The organism is Paenibacillus sp. P36 (genome assembly GCF_045866505.1).
Taxonomy (GTDB): Bacteria; Bacillota; Bacilli; order Paenibacillales; family NBRC-103111; genus Paenibacillus_E; species Paenibacillus_E chondroitinus.
In genome coordinates this window covers 222,914-243,912 of the sequence record NZ_AP038372.1, presented here as the reverse complement: position 1 = coordinate 243,912, position 20,999 = coordinate 222,914, and the positions used below count along the sequence as shown (strand labels likewise).

Sequence of the window (20,999 nt, the reverse complement as noted above, 5' to 3'; positions counted from 1 at the left end):
TAGGAATTCCTCCTACTTTGAGAATAACCTGCGATATAACGTTACGATCTTGCCCGTCAGTTTCTTCAACCAATCAGGGATCACGAAATATTTATGCACAGGCCGAGTCATCCAGAGGAGTAATCTCCACAAAGGATAAAGCAATTGTAGCACAATTCTGTAAAGGAATATAGCTACAGCAAGCAAAAAGCCCAAAATTATCACAGTTAGACGATATAAGCCAATGATCGGTTTAATGATAAGAATTTCGACGGTTTTTGCAATAAACTTGTAAATCGCAATGACAACTCGGATGAGAAACAGCGTCAGATGAACCACTACCCGGCTGAGGAAGGCGAAATAAAAGCAAATACCGATCCCCATTCCCAGAAAAATAAACATACGAACTTGTCCTTCATTGCTGTAAATCAACAGTCGGAACACGAGGATTGTCGCCACAATCCAATACACCGTATCAACGAGCGGAATCGTCCATCGCGGCAGCCTGAGCTTACCGGAAAGCACACGAAACACATCAAACATCGCGCTAATGGCAACCCCGCTCAAAAACATCATGAAGATTGTGTGGAATTGAACGTTCAGCGTCACTTGAATAATTTACCAAGAAACCCCTTGGATTTCTCCTGGGTATTTCCATCCACATACGATAATTCTTGAATAAGTCCTTCAATGGCGACTAACCCCTGCTCCAAACTCAAATTCTTAATGTGCAAATTCTGCCCCTTAATCATCAGGTAGCCCATTTCCGTTTCAAGGAGGAACTCTTCGCTGTCAAAGCTCTCTACGTTCAAAACTCCGGAGATCTCCAAGAGCTTGCGATTCAGCATTTTGATTTCTTGCCGTTTGTTCGTATTTTTAACGGGTTCCATCATGGCCTGTACCCCTCCTTCATCTATCATTACGATATGGGAGGATGTCCTATTTTAGAACCAAAAAAAAAGCCCAAGATCCCTCATCCGGGAATCCTGGACTATTCGGTGTTATATCGTGTTACTCGGACTGATAAGCCTCTTCCTTGACCAGCGTGTACATCTTCGCAGCGTCTTCCTTGCGGGTCGACTCCGACAGGAGCTCTACGCGAATCGTCACCTTTTTCTGACCAAATTGAATAGCTAATTCGTCGCCGACTTTCACTTGCGTACTCGCCTTGGCATCTCTGCCGTTAATCCAGACACGCCCTTGGTCGGACACATCCTTCGCTACGGTTCGGCGCTTAATCAGTCGAGATACTTTTAAAAACTTGTCAATTCGCATTATTTTACAGCGTCTTTAAGCTTGTTACCCGCTTTGAAAGCTGGAACATTGGATTCCGCGATCACGATTGGGTTACCAGTTTGTGGGTTGCGGCCTGTACGACCGGAACGTTTGCGAGTTTCGAAAGTTCCGAAACCGATTAATTGAACTTTATCTCCGGATGAAAGAGCGTCTGTAACTTCACCAAGGAATCCGTTAAGTACAACTTCTACGTCTTTCTTAGTTAGTCCGCTTTTTTCTGCAATGTTGTTGATTAAATCCGTTTTGTTCATGTGATTTGTTACCTCCCAAAAATAGTTGAAGATCATGTCTTCTATGTACCAAAATTCGCAAAGCTGAGAGACTTTGAACGATGTTCAAATATCCCTACTAGTAAATTTCCATATTCAACCTTACACCAAACTTAGTATTCTTCTTTTTTCGTCAAATTCCTTCTATTACTAGCGAAGTTTTGTAACTTTTTTTGCTTCCTGCCAATAATTTTCCATCTCTGATAACCCAGTTTGTTCAAAAGAAAGCCCTTTTAAACGTAGCTGATCTTCAATATATGAAAATCTTTGAATAAATTTGCGATTTGTGTGCGCAATAGCTTCTTCCGGATCAATTTTGAGGAATCTAGCAACATTTACAATAGAAAAAAGCACATCCCCAAGCTCCTCAAGCCGATCTTGAGCCGCTTCTTCCGACGTATCGTCGATAGCCTCACGCAGTTCGACCAGCTCTTCATCCAGCTTTTCAAGCACCTCTCGCAGCTCAGACCAATCAAAGCCGACAGTAGCCGCCTTCTTCTGCAGCTTCAAAGCCTTCATGAGCCCCGGCAACTCCCGTGGAATGCCGTCCAGGACCGATTGCTTCGTCATGTCGATGCCTTTCTTCCGCTTCTCTTCGGCCTTCATCGCATTCCAGTTCACAAGCGCCTCATCGGCATCTTCCGCTTTGTTGTTCCCGAATACGTGCGGATGGCGGCGAATGAGCTTCTCATTTAGCGTAGCAATCACGTCATACACAGTGAAAGTCCCGATCTCCTCTTCCATCTGGGCATGGAGCATAACTTGCAGCAGCAAATCTCCCAATTCTTCGCACATGTGCTCAGGATCATCTTCATCGATCGTTTCCAGCACTTCGTAAGCTTCTTCTATGAGATTTTTGCGGAGGCTGGCATGCGTCTGCTCGCGATCCCAAGGACAGCCCTCTGGACTCCGAAGAATTTGCACGATTTCATGCAATCGGCCAAAAGTGCGATAGCGGACCTCATCCTCCTCGCTTTTCGGCACCCAAACTAGCGATAAATTTCCGTAACCTTTCACATGATCCAGCTCATGCAGCGGCACTTCAATGATCTGCTCGGCACCCGCCACACCCAGGGAGTGGCCCACAACAACGCGATATTCATCCGGGTATGTATCCATGAGAGAAATCTTGAGGTCTGACGCGGTGTAGGTATCATAGACCTGCCCGATAATTGTATGCATCTGCGGATTTAGCGCATAGCGGCTGAGACTGGTCGCATCAAGCAATTGAAATCCATCGATCGGATCAAAGCCAAAGCGTAAAAATGCCTGATCCAGAAAGCTTTCTCCCCCCATGACTTGTAGCGAGATCCCTTCATCCGGACACCGCTGCTTCAAAAGCTGTACCGTGTATTCCGCCACCATAGGGTGACCGGGAACAGCATAGATGACCTCAGTGGATGAATCTTTGGCAGATTGAATAAGTGCTTCCGCTATAGATTCATAAACCCCTTCAAAACTTTGATGAGCCACATAATTGGCGTCGAAAGTTTGGTAAGGGATTTGGTTGCTGTCCAACATACGGACCATCGGATGGTCTTCCGTGCGCAAATAGAGCGCGGCTTGTGATTTTGCTGCACTTTGGAGCTTTTTCCAGACGCCGAGTGTGAGCTGGTCTTCGTCTCCCGTTCCGAGTCCGACGACGGTTATCTGAGCTTGAGTTGACATGGATGGCACCTCCTGAAATATGTTTGTTATTTGAGAGCAAGCCTGCAAGCTATGTTGTATGTTGTGCAAGCATTTCGTCATTTTTCAAGTAAACAAGCTATCTATATTGTAGAAAGTACAACCATTTGAAGCGCTTCTCCATAACATGCAGCCATTTTGCTCAAATCGTTGCACAAAATACAATATAGGAGCACCGAGCTGCTTTTTAAGGGCAAAATCATTGTATGTTGTGCAACATACAGCAAGGATTAGGCTTCAGCTCATCAATACAGGCTCACAAGCCAAGGCCCTACCGGCCGGCCGAACGCCCCGCCGGCCAGATCCGAGCCAGGACCGGCGCCAGCTTCCGGTCCAGCTCCGGCATCAGCCGCAGCTCCTCGCGGCTGATGCTGCCGCTGCGCAGCAGTGCAAGCCCGTAGACGGCCGCGCCGCCGGCTACCCCAACCAAAGCGATTGCGCTCGCGCTCAATCGCTCAGGCACGTGCCATGCCGCCACAGCGGGCATGGCCAGCAGCTGCAGCGCTGCGAGGCAGACGCCCATCGCCACCACGCCCAGCGTGGGTGCGATGACGTACGGCCGCAGCGCGAAGCGCGCCCCGGTGCAGCGGCGCAGCTGCACCAGATTCAGCCCCGCCGCAGCGGCGTAGGCGATGACCGCGCTGAGCGCGGCGCCTTCGATGCCCCAGCGGGGCATGAGCACGACGTTGCCAAGTGCTTTCAGCACGATGGCAACGAGCAAGGCCTGCGCCGGCGTGTGAATCGCGCCGGCCCCCTGCAGCACGCTGGCGGAGACCGCGTTCAGCGTGCTGAACAAGGCCGTGAACGCCAGCACGGCCATCGTTAGGCTTGCTTCGCTGTTTTTATACAGCATGATATTGATCGGCACCGCGGCAAATGCGAGTCCAAACGAGGCGCCCAGCCCAATAAGCCAGGAGAGCCGGATGGACATTTCCGCGCGAGAGCGCATGACATCGGTCAGCCCTCTTGCCTTCGCATCCGCCATCGCAGGAACGAGGACAGCGGACATCGAGGAAGCCACCATCACAACAAGCTGGACGAGCGGCAAGCCGCGGTTATACAAGCCAAACTGCCGCATCGCTTCAAGCTCGCTGCCTTGCGAAGCTTCAAGCAGCCGTGGCATCGTAAACGTGTCGACCAAAGTCAGAAGCGGCACTACGATCGCTCCTAAGCAGACAGGAATCGCATAAGCTGCAATCCGCCTCACCCACTGCCGAGTGGACAGGGGCTGAAATTTAGGACTGCCTCCATCCTCCTGCTCCTCCGAATCACTCAGATTCCTCATCGCTTTTCGCCAATACACATACATAACCACTAGCCCTGCCGCTGCACCGGTAACGGAACCGAAAGTTGCTCCTGCCGCAATCCACTCCTCATCATAAGCAAGTGCCACCAAATAAAGCAGTAAAGCTACCATCGTAATAACCCGAATCAGCTGCTCCATGACTTGTGAGACCGCGGTTGGCAGCATGTTTTGATACCCCTGAAAATAACCGCGCAGCACCGCCAGTGTCGGAGCCAAAAGCAGTGCAAAAGAGACACTTCGAATCGCCTTCTCCGTCTGCTGAATCCCAATCCAACCGGCAATCTCGCCCGCTCCAAGATAAAGCAGCACGAACAAAACGATACCGCTGCCTAGCAGTACTGTTCCCGATATGCGGGCGATGCGTTTCGCCTCACGATGATCGCCGTGAATGACACTCTCCGCCACAAACTTGGAAACAGCGACAGGAAATCCTGCCGTAGCCGCAAATAAAATCAAAATATAAAGCGGATAAACCGCATTATAGATACCAAAAGCGGCATCTCCCGCTACATTTTGCAGCGGTATTTTTTGCAATGTGCCAAGTAATTTGGACAGCACTGCCGCCGCACCCAGAACCGCAGCCCCTTTTAACAGCTTGGCTGTCCCCTGTTTTCCGGCATTGTGATGGAGCTCTTCGCGATCCATGTGATGCCCCTTGCCGGTCTCCCCCATCCTATTTCTCCTCTGCCTGATGTGATACCTATACATGTATTATAACGAAATAGCTCTATGCAGACAAAAAAAGCTTCTCTTACAGATGAACATCACCTCAGTAAGGAAGCCTTTGTGTTTTATGATTTTCTCTATTGTTCCATCTGTTTCGCCAGAAAGCCAGCCGCTGTTTCTACCATCTTCACTTCCATATTCCCCATTTTTACACTCTCGTCTTTCGAGATCAGAATAACGGAGCCAATTGGATCGCCACCAGCCACAATCGGTGCAGCGACGAAAGAAGAGAACGTCTCATTCATATCCTTAATAATCTCAAACTGCCCGGAGTTGCTCTCCAAAATCGGTTTGCGGTTTTCCATACAGGATTCAATAATTGACCCCACTGATTTTTCTAAGAAATCCTTTTTGGACCCACCTGCCATAGCAATAATCGTGTCTCGGTCTGAAATCATGGCCACATGATTCGTACTTTCAAACAACGACTCTGCGTACTCCTTAGCAAAATCACCGAGCTCTCCAATAGGCGAATATTTCTTCAGAATCACTTCACCATCGCGATCAACGAAAATTTCCAAAGGGTCGCCTTCGCGAATTCGCAGTGTGCGTCGTATTTCCTTGGGAATAACAACTCTCCCTAAATCATCTATCCGACGGACAATTCCAGTTGCTTTCATACCTCTAGATGCCTCACTTTCCGCTCAAGAATTAGATACGACAGGAGCATGAAATCTTGTATGCTAGATCGGGTTTTGGTGGGAACTTGAATTCTATCCATAGTATTCTTCACTTCCCAATCTTCTATGCAGTCGCTTCTGCTAAGGAATTTTTCTTTATGTAGCTTTGCATTGCACCCTGCTGTGATTATGTTGTCCAAAAATAACAAATAAAAACAGGATGTCCATATTCGGACATCCTGGTAAGTTCTTACTTTGCCGCCGGGCTTGCTGCAGGGCTAGCTGCTGGACTTGCAGCAGGGCTTGCCGCTGGAGCTGGGCTTGCTTCCGGTTTAGGCAAGTTGTTCGTTTCAATCAAGTTCGGATATTCTTTCTCTGCGAACTCAGAAAGGGATTTCTCCGCAAGCTGAGATTTGATTTGTGTTTTAAGCGTGTCATCTAGCTGTTTCGTGCTTCTGGATTCCACTTTCATCACGTGGTAACCAAAAGAGGATTCAACCGGATCAGAAATTTTGTTCAAAGGAAGTGTGCTTGCCGCTTCTTTAAATTCAGGCACCCATTGGTTGATGTCTGCATCTTTGTACGTACCGCCAGCATCTTTGGAACCTGGATCATCGGAATACTCTTTCGCTAGAGCCGCGAAATCTCCGCCGCTATCCAATTTGCCTTTAACTTCTTTCGCTCTTGCCAAAGCTTCATCCTTCGTGCGCAGATCTTTCTGAGTAGCTGCATCCTTCAAGGAGATCAGAATGTGGCTAACTGTTGCGATATCAAAAGCATGTGCAGCTGCTTGCTCGTTATAGGAATCTTGAACAGCTTTGTCCGTGATTTTGCTTTCCATGCTGCCCATTGTGTAGAAGCTCATTTTCATCAAAGACTCGATATCTTTCAGCTCGATACCATTGTCTTTCAACTGCTTGTCCATTCCGCCTTCTTGTTTACCGAAGTAATCCGTGATAGCTTTCATTTGCTCAGTGACTTGTTTGTCAGCATCTGCTTTTACTTTATCGTCCGCTTTCGCAGACAATACGCGGAAAGTCACCATTTGCTTCAACATATCTTGTTGAAAAGCCGGGTCTGTCATGAATTGCGCCAATTGTGGCGAAAACATTTTGTTCACGTTGATGAAAGAATCGAATTCACCGCGTGTGATTTTGCCGCCTTCTTTGTAAGTGGCAATTACGTCAGCTGGATTCCCTGTTGCTGTTGCTGCTGCAGATGGGGAAGGTGAAGCGGTTGCTGCACCCTCCTTTTTGCTTCCACAAGCACTTAATACGGAAAATGCAACAAGCAATGCCACCATGCTTAATATCCATTTTTTAGAAAAAAGTCGTTTGCTAGTATGATTTGGCAACATCCTTTAATTCCCCTTTCGTTTTCAGAACATCCTTATATTGTACCAAGAACTTCTCCACCAACTCGATGGAAGCTTCTGGCTTCATACCTTTGGAGCGAATAACAATATGCAACTGCGGGTCTGCATTGAGCTTGATCCGATTATCAAAGCCTTTGGACAAATTAAGCAGCTTCTGTCCATCCAGCCTGCCATTTTGGTCAATATGCACCTTGATTAGGTAATCATCCCCTTTTTGGCTAATCGTTTCAATTCGGTACTCCGCACCGTATGCTTTCAGGCGAGCCACTGACAGCAAGTTAAACACGGCCTGCGGCAGATCTCCGAAGCGATCCACGAGCTCATCATGCAGGTCTGCCGCTTCTTCCAGCGTGCGAATCGCGGCCACTTTTTTGTAAATCTCGATCTTTTGCATGCTGTCGTAGATGTAGTCGGATGGCAGATAGGCATCCAATTGTATGTCGATGGAAGTGTTCCATTCCGGTTCCGGGATGGTCGCTTCCCCATCTATTTCTAGTTTCAGCTTTGCAATTTCTTCGGCTAACATCTGTGAGTAGAGGTCGAATCCTACAGAAGCAATGAAGCCATGCTGTTCGGCACCCAGCAAGTTCCCTGCACCGCGAATCGACAAATCCCTCATCGCAATTTTAAAGCCTGAGCCAAGTTCTGTAAACTCTTTAATCGCTTGAAGCCGTTTCTCCGCTACTTCCGTGAGCACTTTATCCCGCTGATACGTGAAGTAAGCATACGCAACGCGATTCGATCGCCCTACGCGCCCGCGCAGCTGATACAGCTGAGAAAGCCCCATTTTATCCGCATCATGAACGATAAGCGTGTTCACATTCGGAATATCGACACCCGTCTCGATAATGCTCGTACTGACAAGTACGTCGTATTCTCCGTCCAAGAAATCAAGAATCGTTTTCTCGAGTTCCTGCTCGCCCATCTGGCCATGCGCAACCGTAACACGGGCATCCGGTATCATCATCGAGATTTGATCGGCAATCTGCGTAATCCCTTGAACCCGGTTGTAAAGGTAATACACTTGACCTTCACGCGCCAACTCCCGCTCGATCGCTTCCCGAACCAGTGTCGGGCCATACTCGACCACGTACGTCTGAACAGGGAACCGATTTTCCGGCGGCGTTTCAATAACGGACAAATCCCGAACGCCGAGCATAGACATATGCAACGTCCTTGGAATCGGCGTTGCTGTCAGCGTCAACACGTCGACGTTCGTCTTAAGCCGCTTTAGCTTCTCTTTGTGGGACACGCCAAACCGCTGCTCCTCATCGACAATCAGCAGGCCCAGATCCTTGAATTGCACATCCTGTGACAGCAATCTGTGTGTTCCAATGACAACGTCAACCGTTCCTTTTTTGACACCCTTCATGACTTCCGTCTGCTCTTTCTTCGAGCGGAAACGGCTGAGCACTCTCACATTAAACGGATAACCTGAGAAGCGCTCGCGGAATGTCTCGTAGTGCTGCTGCGCCAAAATCGTTGTCGGCACCAAGACCGCAACCTGCTTCCCGTCAATGGCCGCTTTAAAGGCCGCACGAACGGCAACCTCGGTCTTCCCGTAACCAACGTCGCCGCAAAGCAAGCGATCCATCGGACGCGATTTCTCCATGTCGTTCTTAATTTCTTCGATGGCACGAAGTTGATCCCTTGTTTCATCGTAGGGGAACATGGCTTCGAACTCATTTTGGTAGGAGCTGTCTTTGCTAAATCCATAACCTGTCGTAGCCTGTCGTTCCGCATAAAGTTTAATCAGCTCATCGGCAATATCCTTAACGGATGCTCTTGCCTTGCTCTTCACTCTCGCCCAATCGGCTCCGCCAAGCTTATAAACCTTCGGTTCCTTCTCTTCGGAACCTACATATTTCTGAATCAGATCAATCTGGTCAATCGGCACAGACAGCTTATCGCCGCCCGCGTACATGATATGCAAATAATCTTTGTGGATACCGCCCACTTCGAGCGTACCTATACCGACGTATTTCCCGATCCCGTGGTTCACATGAACAACGTAATCGCCAATTTTAAGCTCTTGATAGCTTTTGATCCGCTCGGCGTTCTCCAGCTTCTTCTCGACTTTACGGGCTTTGCGCTGCTTCTGTGTGAAAATCTCGCCTTCCGTAATGACAACCAAATGGATTGAAGGCAGTTCAAAACCTGTTTGCAGATTCCCATCTACAATTTCCGGCACTTCGATCTGGTAGTCGTTCAGAACACGCCTCACCCGTTCAGCACGTTCTTCACCGTTGGCAAGGAGAATGACGTTGGCTCCGTTTTTCTTCCAACGCTCCATCTCCGCTTTGAGCAAATTCATCTGCCCGTGGAAATTTTGCATCACGCGACTGACGAAGTTCACGATATTTTGCGGTTGAATCCCAACGACCTGACGCAGAAATAGAGAGAGATACAACGTTGGAAAAGGTCTGCGGTGCAGCAGCGTTTCGTAAGATTTGGACAGCACAAAAGCCGGCAAGCTCTTCCCCTCTGTCAGCGCATGCATCATCCACTCTGCCTCGTCGCGCTCAAGCTGCTTCGCGGTTTCCAGCAAACGAGCCGGTTCGTCGATAATCAGCACCGCATCCTTAGGCATGTAGTCTATGAGGGTCTGTCTTTCCGTATATAGAAGAGAAATATATTTATAAATGCCTGGGAACGTCTGCCCTTCACGGAGCAGTTCAATGTCATGTCCGATCCCTTCAAGCAGCTTGTCTTTGGCCGTTCGGTCGGTCATCTTCTCCAGCTGAGCCTGCAGCAGTTCATATGCATGCTGGGCAGCAGATTGTAATCGCTTTCTATCCGCTTGAATCTCACGGCATGGCGGAATCGTAATCGACGTTAATTTATCTATTGACCGCTGGTCACTCACATCAAAAGTCCGAATAGAGTCCACATCGACATCAAAAAGTTCAATTCGGATCGCATTTTCCGACGTCAATGGAAACAAATCCAGAATGCCGCCGCGAACGCTCATCTCCCCTTTGGTCTCCACCCGCTCCACACGTTCGTAGCCCAAATTCGACAAGGTGCTGAGAAGCTCATCCAGTTGAATGGTATCCCCGACTTTAACGGTTATTCGGGATTCTTCGAACACTTGCTTAATCGGAAGCAATCTGCGCACGCCTGCGAACGGAGCAATTACAATGCCGCGGTAACCGCCCGCTAGCTTCGTGAGCACATCAATGCGCTGTGCCAGCATCTCCGGGCTGGAAGCTGCTTCTTCCGCTGTCAGAAGCTCTTGCGACGGATAGAGCAGAACATCATCGGATGATAGGCATTCTAGCAAATCCTCCGCTATTTTTTGAGCGGCAAACATATTATGAGTAACAATGAATAGCGGGCGCGTTAGCTCTCGCGCAAGAGTTGCGATCATCACTTGCTTGGAGGAACCGGTAAGTCCGGCAACGAGCTGCTCTTTCATCTCGGACCTGATGCCTGACACGATCGTTTGAAAGTCGGTATCCGCAGAAAAAGCCTGTATTAAAGCTTGCAAACAAGTACACTCCTCTCACAAAAAGAAGCCTTGGCACACTTGCCTCGGCTATTAACTCTTCATCTTCATCATTTTAATTCAGCGAAAACATCATGTTACTGCAATGGACTGGCCAGCAGCGACAGCTCTGGATTGGCTTCCAGCGCCTCGCGGCAGTAATCGCAAACAACCCTAACCGTAACATCACCATTCGTGTTATACGATATTATATCTCTACGCTCATCAGGGGTCAAGAAATGGAAGCCGAGTTGCTGCTCCGTAATTGCTTGATTAATTTCCCCAACAAAGGTATGACAATGCCTGCAAATGTACTTAATCATATATGTATGCCTCCTTCGACGATTCAATTACATCCTAGTATGACCATTCTCCGGAGAAATTAGCCGAATGTACCATTGTCATTTTCGAATAAGGACCATGCATATGATGTTTGGAGACAAACCGATTTACCTATTTATTAAATTTGCCCATCGTCTTCTCGAAAGGCTCGTCCAAGCTCGACAACATCGCTTCGCAGGTCAGATCCAGCACCTGATCCAGCGACTTCATCTCTTCCTTGGAAAAGTTCGCCAAGACATAATCAGCGATATTATAGCCTGGGGCAGGGCGGTTCACACCCACACGAATGCGGTTGAAGCTCTGAGTCCCGGCATGCTGAATAATGGACTTAATCCCATTGTGGCCGCCTGCACTTCCTTGATAACGGAGCCTGATTTGCCCGAAAGGCGTGTCCATATCATCATAAATGATGACGACATCCTCCACCTTCAGTTTATAAAAGTCCAAGATTGCTCTCATCGACTCACCTGACAGATTCATATACGTCATCGGCTTCAAAAGAAATACTTTCGTGCCGTTCACGTTTCCCTCTCCCAGATGTCCCTTCCCCTTACTTTGAAAAGAGTTTATCCCCCATTTGGCGGCAAAACGGTCTATCGCCATGAACCCAACATTATGCCGATTCATCTCATATTGCTTTCCCGGGTTACCCAGTCCGATAAAACATTTCATTTTTTTCCAGATCCTCCTAGCCTTTTACTAAAAAATCCTTGGCGTAACCTGCATCTTAAGGTTATTGTTTACCTATATGTTACTAAAGTGAACATCAAATTCATAATTGCGGGTGAAACAGCGAATATGTATCTAAACGGTCAACAACTTACAAGCGATCATCATTTTCAAGATCATATAGATGCCGGTATTCCCGTCCAAGTATACTACCAAAATCTGCATAAGGATATAGGCTATATCGAATTTTACAGCCCGCATTTTATTAAAATTAATAATACGTTTTATAACAGAAATACGCACTTCATAGTTTCCCGACCCGGGTATTAACGGAAGAAAGAGGAAAAACAAAGGATACCCTTTGCGCAGCGGCGAGGGTACCCTTCTTTAAATCTATACAGTCTGCTCTTCTTTTGCTTCCTCACTAACCTCGCTTGGCTTATCCTCTTTGCCCTGAGCAGCAACATCCTCAGGAGCCTCTTTCTGAGGCGCCAGGATGGTCAGTACAAGCTCGCTCGGATCCGATTTCACTTCAATCGTGCCCGGCACGTTGAGCTCACTAACCAGCATATTTTCTCCGATTCCTACATTCGAAATATCCACAGTGATCGATGCCGGGATCTCACTCGGCAAGCAGCGGATTTCCAGCTCATGCAATTGAATTTGCAAGATGCCGCCCTCTTTCGCCCCAACAGCATCCCCGATGAACTCCAAGGTGACCACTGTTTTGACTGGTTCGTCCATGTTGATTTGATGGAAGTCAACATGGAGCAGCTCCCGGTTCAACGGGTTGCGCTGGATTTCATTGATCATAACCGGCTGCTTGCCGCCGTCCGGCAGCTCCAGCTCAATGACAGCGTGCGGGCTTTTGCGAAGCAGCGCCACTAATTCCTTCTGGTCAACGGTTATCACCGTTGCAGCCACCTTTTTGCCATACACGACCGCAGGCACTTTGCCTTTTACACGCAGTTGTTTGATATCGAATTTCGTTGTGTCCTTGCGGGCTTCCGCTTTCAGTGACAATGCCATAAGAAAAAGAACCTCCTAAGAATTTTGCTCAGCACACTTACTTTCGTAAACGACGCCAAGTGGGTAACAGCTAGTTCATAGCGTACCCATCCTTCAGAGATTCCATCCAAATTCCCCCTCGCTAGGGAGATTTAACGTTTTCCTATTCTTTTTTTGCTTTGTTTTCTTTCTTCGCTTTCATCCGGCCTTTGATTTTGTCCGCATAACCGGGTTTGTTCGTTTGTCTTTCTCTTGCGATAGCTAAATCCCCATCGCTCACAGCGTGGGTAATGGTCGAACCTGCGACAACGTATGCACCATTGCCGATTTTCACAGGAGCAATCAAGTTCACATTACTGCCTACGAACGCATCGTTCCCAATTTCCGTTAAACTCTTATTAAACCCATCGTAATTAACCGTAATCGCACCACAGCCAATGTTAACATTCGTGCCTACAATCGCGTCTCCAACGTAGCTTAAGTGAGACACCTTCGTGCCCTCGCCCAGCTTCGCATTCTTGATTTCGACGAAATCGCCGATCTTCACTTGCTTCCCGATGTCCGCTCCAGGTCTCAAATACGCGAAAGGCCCTACGCTAGCCTCATTATCCACATAAGCCTCTTGGAGAACGGATTGCTTAATCGTAACGTCATCCTTCACAACAGAATCAATAATCTCGGTTTGAGGTCCGATCGTGCACTGCTCGCCAATGATGGTTTTCCCGCGCAAAATCGTACCTGGCAGCAGAACAGTGTCCGCTCCGATCATAACATCCTTCTCGATGTACGTGTTGGCAGGATCAATAATCGTAACTCCGTTCAGCATATGCTCACGGTTAATGCGCGCTTTGAACAAACGCTCCGCTTCCGCAAGCGCAACACGGTCGTTCACGCCGATAGATTCTGCAGCATCCGCCATGCAGTACCCTTGCACAGTTTCCCCTGCACTCGTCATGATACCGATGACATCCGTCAAGTAATACTCATTCTGAGCATTGTTGTTTGTAACAGAGCCCAGCGCCTTGAAGAGCTTCCGGTTATCGAAAATATATGTCCCAGTATTAATCTCCTGAACAGCCGCTTCCTCACTGCTACAGTCCTTCTGTTCAACTATTCGCGCAACTCTGCCATCTTCACCGCGTATCACACGGCCATAGCCTTGCGGCTCATCAAGCTTCGCTGTGAGGATCGTAGCCGACGCGCCCGAACGCTGATGAAGTTCTATCGTATTCTTAAGCGTTACGTCTGAGATCAGCGGCGTATCTCCGCAAATAACAACCGTCATTCCGTCTTCATCACCTAGCAAATCCTTCGCTTGCAGGACTGCATGACCGGTTCCACATTGCTTCTCCTGGAGTGCATACTCAACCTGATCTCCAAGATAGTTCTGGACGGCTTCTGCTCCAAATCCTACGATAACCATCGTTCTTGTTACATCTATTTGCCGAAGAGTGTCTACAACATGCCCTACCATCGGTTTGCCTACAACCGGATGAAGCACCTTATACAGCTTCGATTTCATTCGTTTACCTTGTCCTGCCGCCAACACAATCGCCATGAGTTTCAAAGACTATCCAACCCCTTTATTATAAATAGCTGTATGATTTATGCCCAAATGAAGTAGTTAACAGTTCTTTACCAAATATAGCATCAAAGTCCCCAAAAAGAAAAGAGAGCCCTTACGGGCCCTCTCAATTATTAGACATTATGCGCCTTCTTCAATAACCTCTTCTTCTACCGCTGCACGGTCATATTCAGCCAATACCGCAGCTTGAATTTTCTCACGAGTCGTAGAAGAAATTGGATGAGCGATATCTCGAAACTCCCCATCCGGCGTTCGTTTGCTTGGCATCGCTACGAACATACCGTTGTTCCCATCGATAACACGTATGTCGTGTACTACGAATTCATTATCGATAGTTATGGAAGCAATTGCCTTCATCCTCCCCTCGGAGTTGACCCGGCGGAGCCTTACATCTGTAATTTGCACTTGTGTTCACCACCTTTTTCCATCTCTGAGACTTGGGTGTAATATTCCACATCGTTGTGCAAATTCCTTCTTATTTTTTTGAAATTTTCGATAATTTTATACAATCTTAATGTTACTGTTAAATTTCGACAGGAATCACAGCAATTAACTCTATTTCGACAAAAACATCACGTGGTAATCTAGCCACTTCGACAGTCGATCTAGCCGGTTTGTGATCTCCAAAGTAGGTGCCATAGATCTCATTCAGCTCAGCAAATTGATTCATGTCCTTGAGGAAAACGGTCGCTTTCACAACTTGATCGAAAGAAGTACCCGCTGCTTCCAACACGCCTTTCAAATTCGCAAACACTTGATGAGCTTGCTCCTTAATGCCGCCCTGTACGATTTGCCCATCTAAGCCAAGCGGGATTTGTCCTGAAGTAAACAGCAAATTACCGAGCTTCACGGCTTGTGAATAAGGTCCGATAGCAGCAGGCGCTGCCGTTGTTGAGATGAATTCCATCGTTTTACGCGTCTCCTTTTTTACTATCAAAATAATTACCTGGCTCTACAGTGATTTGTTTGGTCTTGGAATCGACGCCAAACAATCGGGATAGTGATACGTACTGATCCACTAAACGTTCTTCCACTTCCACAGATTCCATGAAGACGCCAACCCCTTGGACTGAGGCTTTGAATTCCGCGAGCAGATCCATCATGCCGTGAATCGTTCCGCCAACATGCATGAAATCGTCGATGATAAGCACCTTGGATTCTTCTTTCAAGGCACGTCTTGCAAGCGACATGGTCTGAATACGTTTGTTGGAACCAGAAACATAGTTAATGCTTACGGCTGAGCCTTCTGTTACCCGACTATCCCTGCGAACAACAACAACGGGTAGATTCATATAAGTAGCCGTCGCGTACGCGAGCGGAATGCCTTTCGTTTCTACGGTCATAATCACATCGATATCACGCCCTGCGAACGCAGATGCGAACGTTTTGCCAATTTCATTTAAATACTGGGGCTGCCCCATGATATCGGACATATATAAGTAACCGCCTGGCAGGATCCGTTCAGGCTGCTGCAGCTGCAAACAGAGCTGCCCAATGAACTTCAACGAGGTTTCCTTCGGCACCTTCGGTGAGAACTTCACGCCGCCGGCTGCACCCGCAAGCGTTTGCAGTTCCCCGAGTCCTTCTTCTTCAAAAACCTCTTTAATAATCGCCAAATCCTCACTGATCGAGGATTTCGCTGAGTTGTAACGCTCGGCAAAAGTCGTTAAAGGAATTAACGAATGGGGGCGAAATAACAAGTATTGCGTCATTTCTACCAGCCTAGCGCTCCTTTTCAACTTTTTCATCGCACTACCCCCCAAAAATCCGAATAATATAAAGAAAATATACCACTTTTATACGTATTTATTCAAGCTTCACATGAAAATTAACTTAACATATACATAACATAATACTAACACAGCAAAAATTACTCTCAGTAAGGTGAATATTTACACAAAAAAGCACCGCCAAGGCATGAGCCTGACGGCTTTATCGTTCTAGGAGATTAAGCGCTGTCCCTTTATCCACTCCGTTAAAAAAGAGCCCCTTCGGGCCCCTCGCACACAACTCCACATGCTAGGTCAACATCCGCACCGCATAAACATCCTTACAGAATCCTCGAAGCCCATTATAAATACGGGGAACTTTCGCTTCCTTGGAGACAAGGCCGAACACTGTCGGCCCGCTTCCGGACATTAACACGCCATCTGCGCCGAGACGCTGCATGCAATCTTTCAATTGTCTAACTTCCGGGTACAGGTCGAGCGTTACTTCCTCCAGCACGTTGCCGAGGTTGCCGCAGAGCTGATCGAACTGCTTCTCACGAATCGCCTTCATGACATTCTCCGTTGAAGGGTGATTCTTGATCTCACGAGCGTTCAGCTTGCCGTAGATCTCCGACGTGGACACATTGATGGGAGGCTTGGCCAAAACAACCCAACATTGCGGCGGCGAGACGATTGGCTCCAGCTTTTCTCCGCGTCCTCTGGCAACAGCCGTCCCTCCCGTTACACAAAAGGGCACATCCGATCCAAGCTCAGCGCCAAGCACCTGCAGCTCCTCCATAGGGATGTTTAAATTCCAAAGTCGATTCAAACCCCTAAGCGTTGCTGCCGCGTCACTGCTGCCCCCTGCAAGTCCTGCAGCCACGGGAATCTTTTTATCCAAATGAATGTAGACGCCTTGCTTGACGTCATAGCGATCCTTGATAAGCCGCGCAGCCTGAAAGGCCAAGTTCTTCTCATCCAACGGAATATAGCCCGCTTGACTGGAAATAATGATCGTATCCCGCGAAAGCTCCTGCATTTCAATCCGATCAGCCAGGTCGACCATCGTCATGACCATCTCTACTTCATGATAACCATCTGGTCTTTTATGTAAAACATCTAAGGATAAATTAATTTTAGCCGGTGCTTTTTCAAAAATCTTCATCAGGATCACCTTCTTTTGCTCGTTTGCCGTTAAAATATTATAACAAAAGCGCAAAAAAAAAGCTAAAGCATTCGCTTTAGCTGTAGTAGGGACGCCGTTCGCCTTGCCCCGCTTGTTGGGTGGCCGATGCCATAGGATTCCAGCCCGCTTGTGACTGACCGCTAGGCGAAGACGAGGTGTACGTGTTTTGAGAGCTATAGGAAGGTGTAAAAGCCTGCGTTTGCTGTCCATAGTGCTGTTGAGACTGTACAACCCGCTGATTATACATTGGCGCCTGTGAGAAGCTTGGCTGCGTATAGCCATTCTGCCCGTATGAGGTTTGCGTAACCGGTGGTGTTGAGGCTACATACTGCTTCGCCAACTGTTCTTCTGCAATCTGAATAGCCCGCTTCACCATATTCCCGGCATCCTTGGTACGAATTCCTTCCCAACCCTCGCGCTGAACGACATCATAGAACCCCAGATCTTTCGCCAACTCATTTTTAAAACTTTCGGACATAACACCTCTTCTGCGACTCATCAAAAAACCTCCTTTTCCTGAGCTTAGTCTGAGCTTTGAGCGAACAAAGCTGGCAGCGTAAGCGTAAAGTAAGGTTAGTATGCCCAGACGCACCAAGACCATTCAAATGCAAAAACAGACCCTAGGGTCTGCTCATTATAGAAACTTATTAAGCTTAATGTTGGATATAGGTGATACGAACCTGACCATCATCATTACATACCGTAACTTCAACAGATTCGGTAAGAATGTCGGCGTAGCTGTATGACACTCGTTTAAAGGCGTGTGATTCTTGGTCAAGCTTCACGATAAACACAGAAGGGTAGGTTTCTTCTAAAACACCGGAACGTTCGACTGTCTTTCGACGGCCACCATTCGCTCTCAACATGATCTTCTGCCCGACGTGGGGCTCCAAACTGCGTTTGATTTCCAACAGCGCATTTTTTGCCATTGTCAACTACCACCTCTTTCCTTGTTAATTATAACCCATCCTGACAAGCATGTCAAACAGGGTCAAATATTATATCAGCACCATAATCCAGTTGTCAACGGCATTTTCGCCTAATTTCTGAATTCCCCATTGTACAGGTTGTCTCCAAAGTTCGCAAATTATTCACACTTTTCCAATAAAAAAAGAACACTCTCCTGCTGCCCTCTCCGAAGAGAGAAGCATCAGGCAAGTGTCCTTGAAAGAAAATCATGTACTGAGCAAAGATTTACACATGCTCATCTGTATGTTGAATGCCGGGAACACCCATTCGGTAGCTCCCTCGTGTCTCTACACCACCTAGACCATCAAGCCCCGTCACCGTCAAATCCATAATATCCAACATCGAAATCGTATCCTTCACGGATGTATAGGATAACTTTGCGGCGATACACAGCGGATCTAACGCATGGATGAGTATGCGAGCCGGCGAGCTGGCGAAATTGGCTCCAGCTCGAAGCAAAGCCTCAAAATGTGACTGGCAAGCTCCAGCCACAACAATCATCGCGTCGCGATTGCGTTCATACTGCCGCGCTATTTGAACCGCGTTCACGAAGTTCTGCGAGTTCTTATAGCTGGACAATCCGCCTGGCCCAGCTGCTTTGCGATGCTTAAGTATTCCGTCATGCCCTGTGATGACGACAATATCCGGCTTAATTTGCGGAAGCAGCCGGTGGAGCGCGTCGGCCATCTGGGGCTCGGGAACATAGAAGCCCTCAGCGGGCACACGAAGTTCACCATAGAGCTGCATGCACTTGCGTAGATAAGTCGGATCTCCGTCTAAATGCAGCACTTTACCCGGGACTTCAAAATATCCCGCGTTCACTTTCTGCGTATGGGCAACCGAGAGTTGGTTTTTCTCCTGGAGCTGCACTTGGGCAACCGCCAGCCTTCGCAATGACTCGCGAAATTCAGGCGAACTCGACCTGGGGTGGTCCATCGACTCTGTCAGGTTCTTCAATGTTAAATCCACTAGAGGCGCGTCCGCAAGCAATCGGTAATCGACGCCGCGTAGGACTGCCTTCAGTTGATCGATACGTTCAATCTTAAACATGACGTCGCCGCCATAGGATTTACGGGTTACAAAATCACCTTGCCTCATCGCACAAATCCCCTCCATGGGTTATCCTATGGCGGGGCTGGGCATTTGGTGCGGGTTATTTACAGCCGTGCGTGCGAAGCGCAGTCGACAAGCGCGCGAATTCGTCCATGCTGAGCGTTTCGCCGCGGCGCGAAGGCTCGATGTTGATGCTATGGAGCAGAGTTTCCAGCTCCGATTTGTTTTCTTTGGTAAAGAACCTCGCCGCGAGGTTGTTGTACAAGGTTTTGCGCCGCTGGACGAAGGACGCCTGGACGACAGCGAAGAAGAAGTCCACGTCCGCCACCTCGACCGGCGGGGTTTTGCGCACACGCAGCCGGATGACGGCAGAGTCAACGTTCGGCTGCGGCACAAAGACGGTGCGCGGCACGATCGTGACAAGCTCCGGCTCGCAGTGGAACTGTACGGCAATGCTGAGGCTGCCGTAATCTTTGGTGCCCGGGCGAGCCGCCATGCGGTCGGCCACCTCTTTTTGAATCATCACGACGATGTTCTCCAAGGGAAGCTTCTCTTCGAGAAGCTTCATAATGATCGGCGTCGTGATGTAGTAGGGCAGATTGGCGACGACACTGACGCCATCCAGCCCGTCAAAATGCTGCCGGAACAACTCCGGCAGGTCCGTCTTCAAAATATCGCCATGCACGACACTCGCGTGGGGATAAGGCTCCAGCGTCTCGCCTAGAATAGGCAGGAGACGCTGATCGATCTCCACGGCCAAGACGCGCCCTGCGAGCTTGGCCAGCTGCTGGGTGAGCGCCCCGATGCCAGGGCCGACTTCCAGCGCGCCTTTGTTAGGCCCAAGCTCCGCAGCCGAAACGATCTTGCCCAAGATGTTCTGGTCGATCAGGAAGTTCTGACCCAGACTCTTTTTGAGCACAAGATTGTGCTTTTTTATAATTTGTTTCGTTTTACTGGGTGTTGCAACATCTTCCGCTGTTACAATCACTTCATTGCCGGGTATAGTCATTATGTAGCCCTCATTTATCTATAGGTTCTAAATCCTGAATTCCACTGTCACACCTTACTTCACTTTCCCTATATCTTCGGTTCCAGATGCTCCAAGGCTGCCTCAAATTCCTCACGCGAGATCTGGAACATCGCACATCGCTTATAAAATTGTTTGCCATTGCAGTAGCCGATGCCAAGGGCATTGCCAACGACGAGCCTCCGGGAAGCCGCTTCCGGATGAACGATCAACCCTGCAGCTATGAGATCCTCCATAGTAAGCTGCGAGACAGCCCCGTCGTACTCTGTCCGCAGGTTCTGGAGCGCCTCACGGACAATCTCCGGCGCTGCGTTCTCGACGCCGATGTCGCCCTTATACTCGGCCTGCGCCTGCGTGATGAAGGCATGCTTGCAGCCCGGTACCTTGGCTGCCACAATCTTCCGTATCCGCTCACCTGCGTGATCCGGATCCGTAAATATAATGACGCCTCTGCGCTGCTGCGCGAGGGCTATTCGCTTCAATACGGCTTGCCCGATGGCTGAGCCGCCTGTCTCTATCGTATCCGCCTCGACAGCTCGGCGAATAGCGGCCGTATCGTCTTTGCCTTCAACGACGATGACTTCTTTAATCATAATCGGTTCCCTTCCCAGTACGCAGAAAAAGAAGAGGGATTCCCTCTTCTTTCGCCCAGGCTGCTTGCCTGGCAACGTATATTGACATTGTTCCCGCTGAAACAGACGTTTACA

General features: G+C 48.5%; 21 protein-coding genes and 1 pseudogene. All 22 read right to left on the bottom strand.

The features are described 5' to 3' along the window. Positions 1 to 12: 12 nt before the first annotated feature. Positions 13 to 588, bottom strand: a complete 576-nt coding sequence (gene yabQ, locus ACKTT9_RS01085; RefSeq protein ID WP_407870188.1) for a spore cortex biosynthesis protein YabQ — start codon at positions 586 to 588, stop codon at positions 13 to 15. Beyond that, positions 585 to 872 (bottom strand): sporulation protein YabP, encoded by a 288-nt coding sequence (gene yabP / locus ACKTT9_RS01080; RefSeq protein WP_157324487.1) that lies wholly within the window; start codon positions 870 to 872, stop codon positions 585 to 587. Before yabP ends, yabQ begins: the two co-directional genes overlap by 4 nt. A gap of 118 nt (positions 873 to 990) precedes the next feature. Further along, on the bottom strand, positions 991 to 1,254 hold the full coding sequence (locus tag ACKTT9_RS01075; protein WP_127457143.1) for an RNA-binding S4 domain-containing protein: 264 nt from the start codon (positions 1,252 to 1,254) through the stop codon (positions 991 to 993). Next, on the bottom strand, positions 1,254 to 1,526 hold the full coding sequence (locus tag ACKTT9_RS01070) for an HU family DNA-binding protein (protein ID WP_029197991.1): 273 nt from the start codon (positions 1,524 to 1,526) through the stop codon (positions 1,254 to 1,256). Before ACKTT9_RS01070 ends, ACKTT9_RS01075 begins: the two co-directional genes overlap by 1 nt. A 168-nt stretch (positions 1,527 to 1,694) precedes the next feature. After that, positions 1,695 to 3,212 carry a nucleoside triphosphate pyrophosphohydrolase gene (gene mazG / locus ACKTT9_RS01065; RefSeq protein ID WP_407870187.1) on the bottom strand — a complete coding sequence of 506 codons (1,518 nt, stop codon included), beginning with the start codon at positions 3,210 to 3,212 and terminating at the stop codon, positions 1,695 to 1,697. A gap of 289 nt (positions 3,213 to 3,501) precedes the next feature. Continuing rightward, on the bottom strand, positions 3,502 to 5,208 hold the full coding sequence (locus ACKTT9_RS01060; protein ID WP_407870186.1) for an oligosaccharide flippase family protein: 1,707 nt from the start codon (positions 5,206 to 5,208) through the stop codon (positions 3,502 to 3,504). A gap of 131 nt (positions 5,209 to 5,339) precedes the next feature. Next, positions 5,340 to 5,882: a stage V sporulation protein T gene (gene spoVT, locus ACKTT9_RS01055; protein WP_315955951.1), complete on the bottom strand. Its 543-nt coding sequence runs from the start codon at positions 5,880 to 5,882 to the stop codon at positions 5,340 to 5,342. A gap of 250 nt (positions 5,883 to 6,132) precedes the next feature. Next, entirely contained in the window at positions 6,133 to 7,239 is a 1,107-nt protein-coding gene (locus tag ACKTT9_RS01050) for a peptidylprolyl isomerase (protein WP_127457140.1), read from the bottom strand. Further along, positions 7,220 to 10,747 (bottom strand): transcription-repair coupling factor, encoded by a 3,528-nt coding sequence (gene mfd, locus ACKTT9_RS01045; protein WP_407870185.1) that lies wholly within the window; start codon positions 10,745 to 10,747, stop codon positions 7,220 to 7,222. Before mfd ends, ACKTT9_RS01050 begins: the two co-directional genes overlap by 20 nt. A 95-nt stretch (positions 10,748 to 10,842) precedes the next feature. Further along, positions 10,843 to 11,067 (bottom strand): anti-sigma-F factor Fin family protein, encoded by a 225-nt coding sequence (locus ACKTT9_RS01040; protein ID WP_145669352.1) that lies wholly within the window; start codon positions 11,065 to 11,067, stop codon positions 10,843 to 10,845. 130 nt (positions 11,068 to 11,197) lie between these two features. Next, the gene (gene pth, locus ACKTT9_RS01035) at positions 11,198 to 11,758 is read right to left on the bottom strand and encodes an aminoacyl-tRNA hydrolase (RefSeq protein ID WP_127457137.1); all 561 of its coding nucleotides are present in this window, start codon (positions 11,756 to 11,758) and stop codon (positions 11,198 to 11,200) included. A 390-nt stretch (positions 11,759 to 12,148) separates the two neighbouring features. Continuing rightward, the gene (locus tag ACKTT9_RS01030) at positions 12,149 to 12,784 is read right to left on the bottom strand and encodes a 50S ribosomal protein L25 (protein ID WP_407870184.1); all 636 of its coding nucleotides are present in this window, start codon (positions 12,782 to 12,784) and stop codon (positions 12,149 to 12,151) included. A gap of 142 nt (positions 12,785 to 12,926) precedes the next feature. Continuing rightward, the gene (glmU, locus tag ACKTT9_RS01025) at positions 12,927 to 14,330 is read right to left on the bottom strand and encodes a bifunctional UDP-N-acetylglucosamine diphosphorylase/glucosamine-1-phosphate N-acetyltransferase GlmU (RefSeq protein WP_407870183.1); all 1,404 of its coding nucleotides are present in this window, start codon (positions 14,328 to 14,330) and stop codon (positions 12,927 to 12,929) included. Positions 14,331 to 14,468: 138 nt separating this feature from the next. After that, on the bottom strand, positions 14,469 to 14,753 hold the full coding sequence (spoVG, locus tag ACKTT9_RS01020; RefSeq protein ID WP_028557369.1) for a septation regulator SpoVG: 285 nt from the start codon (positions 14,751 to 14,753) through the stop codon (positions 14,469 to 14,471). 118 nt (positions 14,754 to 14,871) lie between these two features. After that, on the bottom strand, positions 14,872 to 15,255 hold the full coding sequence (locus ACKTT9_RS01015; RefSeq protein WP_127457133.1) for a RidA family protein: 384 nt from the start codon (positions 15,253 to 15,255) through the stop codon (positions 14,872 to 14,874). A 4-nt stretch (positions 15,256 to 15,259) separates the two neighbouring features. After that, the gene (gene purR / locus ACKTT9_RS01010) at positions 15,260 to 16,096 is read right to left on the bottom strand and encodes a pur operon repressor (RefSeq protein ID WP_407870182.1); all 837 of its coding nucleotides are present in this window, start codon (positions 16,094 to 16,096) and stop codon (positions 15,260 to 15,262) included. A 271-nt stretch (positions 16,097 to 16,367) separates the two neighbouring features. Next, positions 16,368 to 17,222, bottom strand: coding sequence for a 4-(cytidine 5'-diphospho)-2-C-methyl-D-erythritol kinase (ispE, locus tag ACKTT9_RS01005; protein WP_127457131.1), 855 nt, complete (start codon positions 17,220 to 17,222; stop codon positions 16,368 to 16,370). A 349-nt stretch (positions 17,223 to 17,571) separates the two neighbouring features. Then, positions 17,572 to 17,742: pseudogene (locus tag ACKTT9_RS01000) on the bottom strand (small, acid-soluble spore protein, alpha/beta type); the annotation flags it as partial. A gap of 154 nt (positions 17,743 to 17,896) precedes the next feature. Continuing rightward, positions 17,897 to 18,172: a biofilm formation stimulator Veg gene (gene veg / locus ACKTT9_RS00995; protein WP_028557365.1), complete on the bottom strand. Its 276-nt coding sequence runs from the start codon at positions 18,170 to 18,172 to the stop codon at positions 17,897 to 17,899. 265 nt (positions 18,173 to 18,437) lie between these two features. Further along, a complete protein-coding gene (gene yabG / locus ACKTT9_RS00990) occupies positions 18,438 to 19,310 on the bottom strand; it encodes a sporulation peptidase YabG (protein WP_407870181.1) in 873 nt (290 codons plus the stop codon). 55 nt (positions 19,311 to 19,365) lie between these two features. Beyond that, positions 19,366 to 20,274 carry a 16S rRNA (adenine(1518)-N(6)/adenine(1519)-N(6))-dimethyltransferase RsmA gene (gene rsmA / locus ACKTT9_RS00985; protein ID WP_407870180.1) on the bottom strand — a complete coding sequence of 303 codons (909 nt, stop codon included), beginning with the start codon at positions 20,272 to 20,274 and terminating at the stop codon, positions 19,366 to 19,368. 68 nt (positions 20,275 to 20,342) lie between these two features. Further along, positions 20,343 to 20,885, bottom strand: coding sequence for a ribonuclease M5 (rnmV, locus tag ACKTT9_RS00980; protein ID WP_157324505.1), 543 nt, complete (start codon positions 20,883 to 20,885; stop codon positions 20,343 to 20,345). Between the last annotated feature and the right edge of the window lie 114 nt (positions 20,886 to 20,999).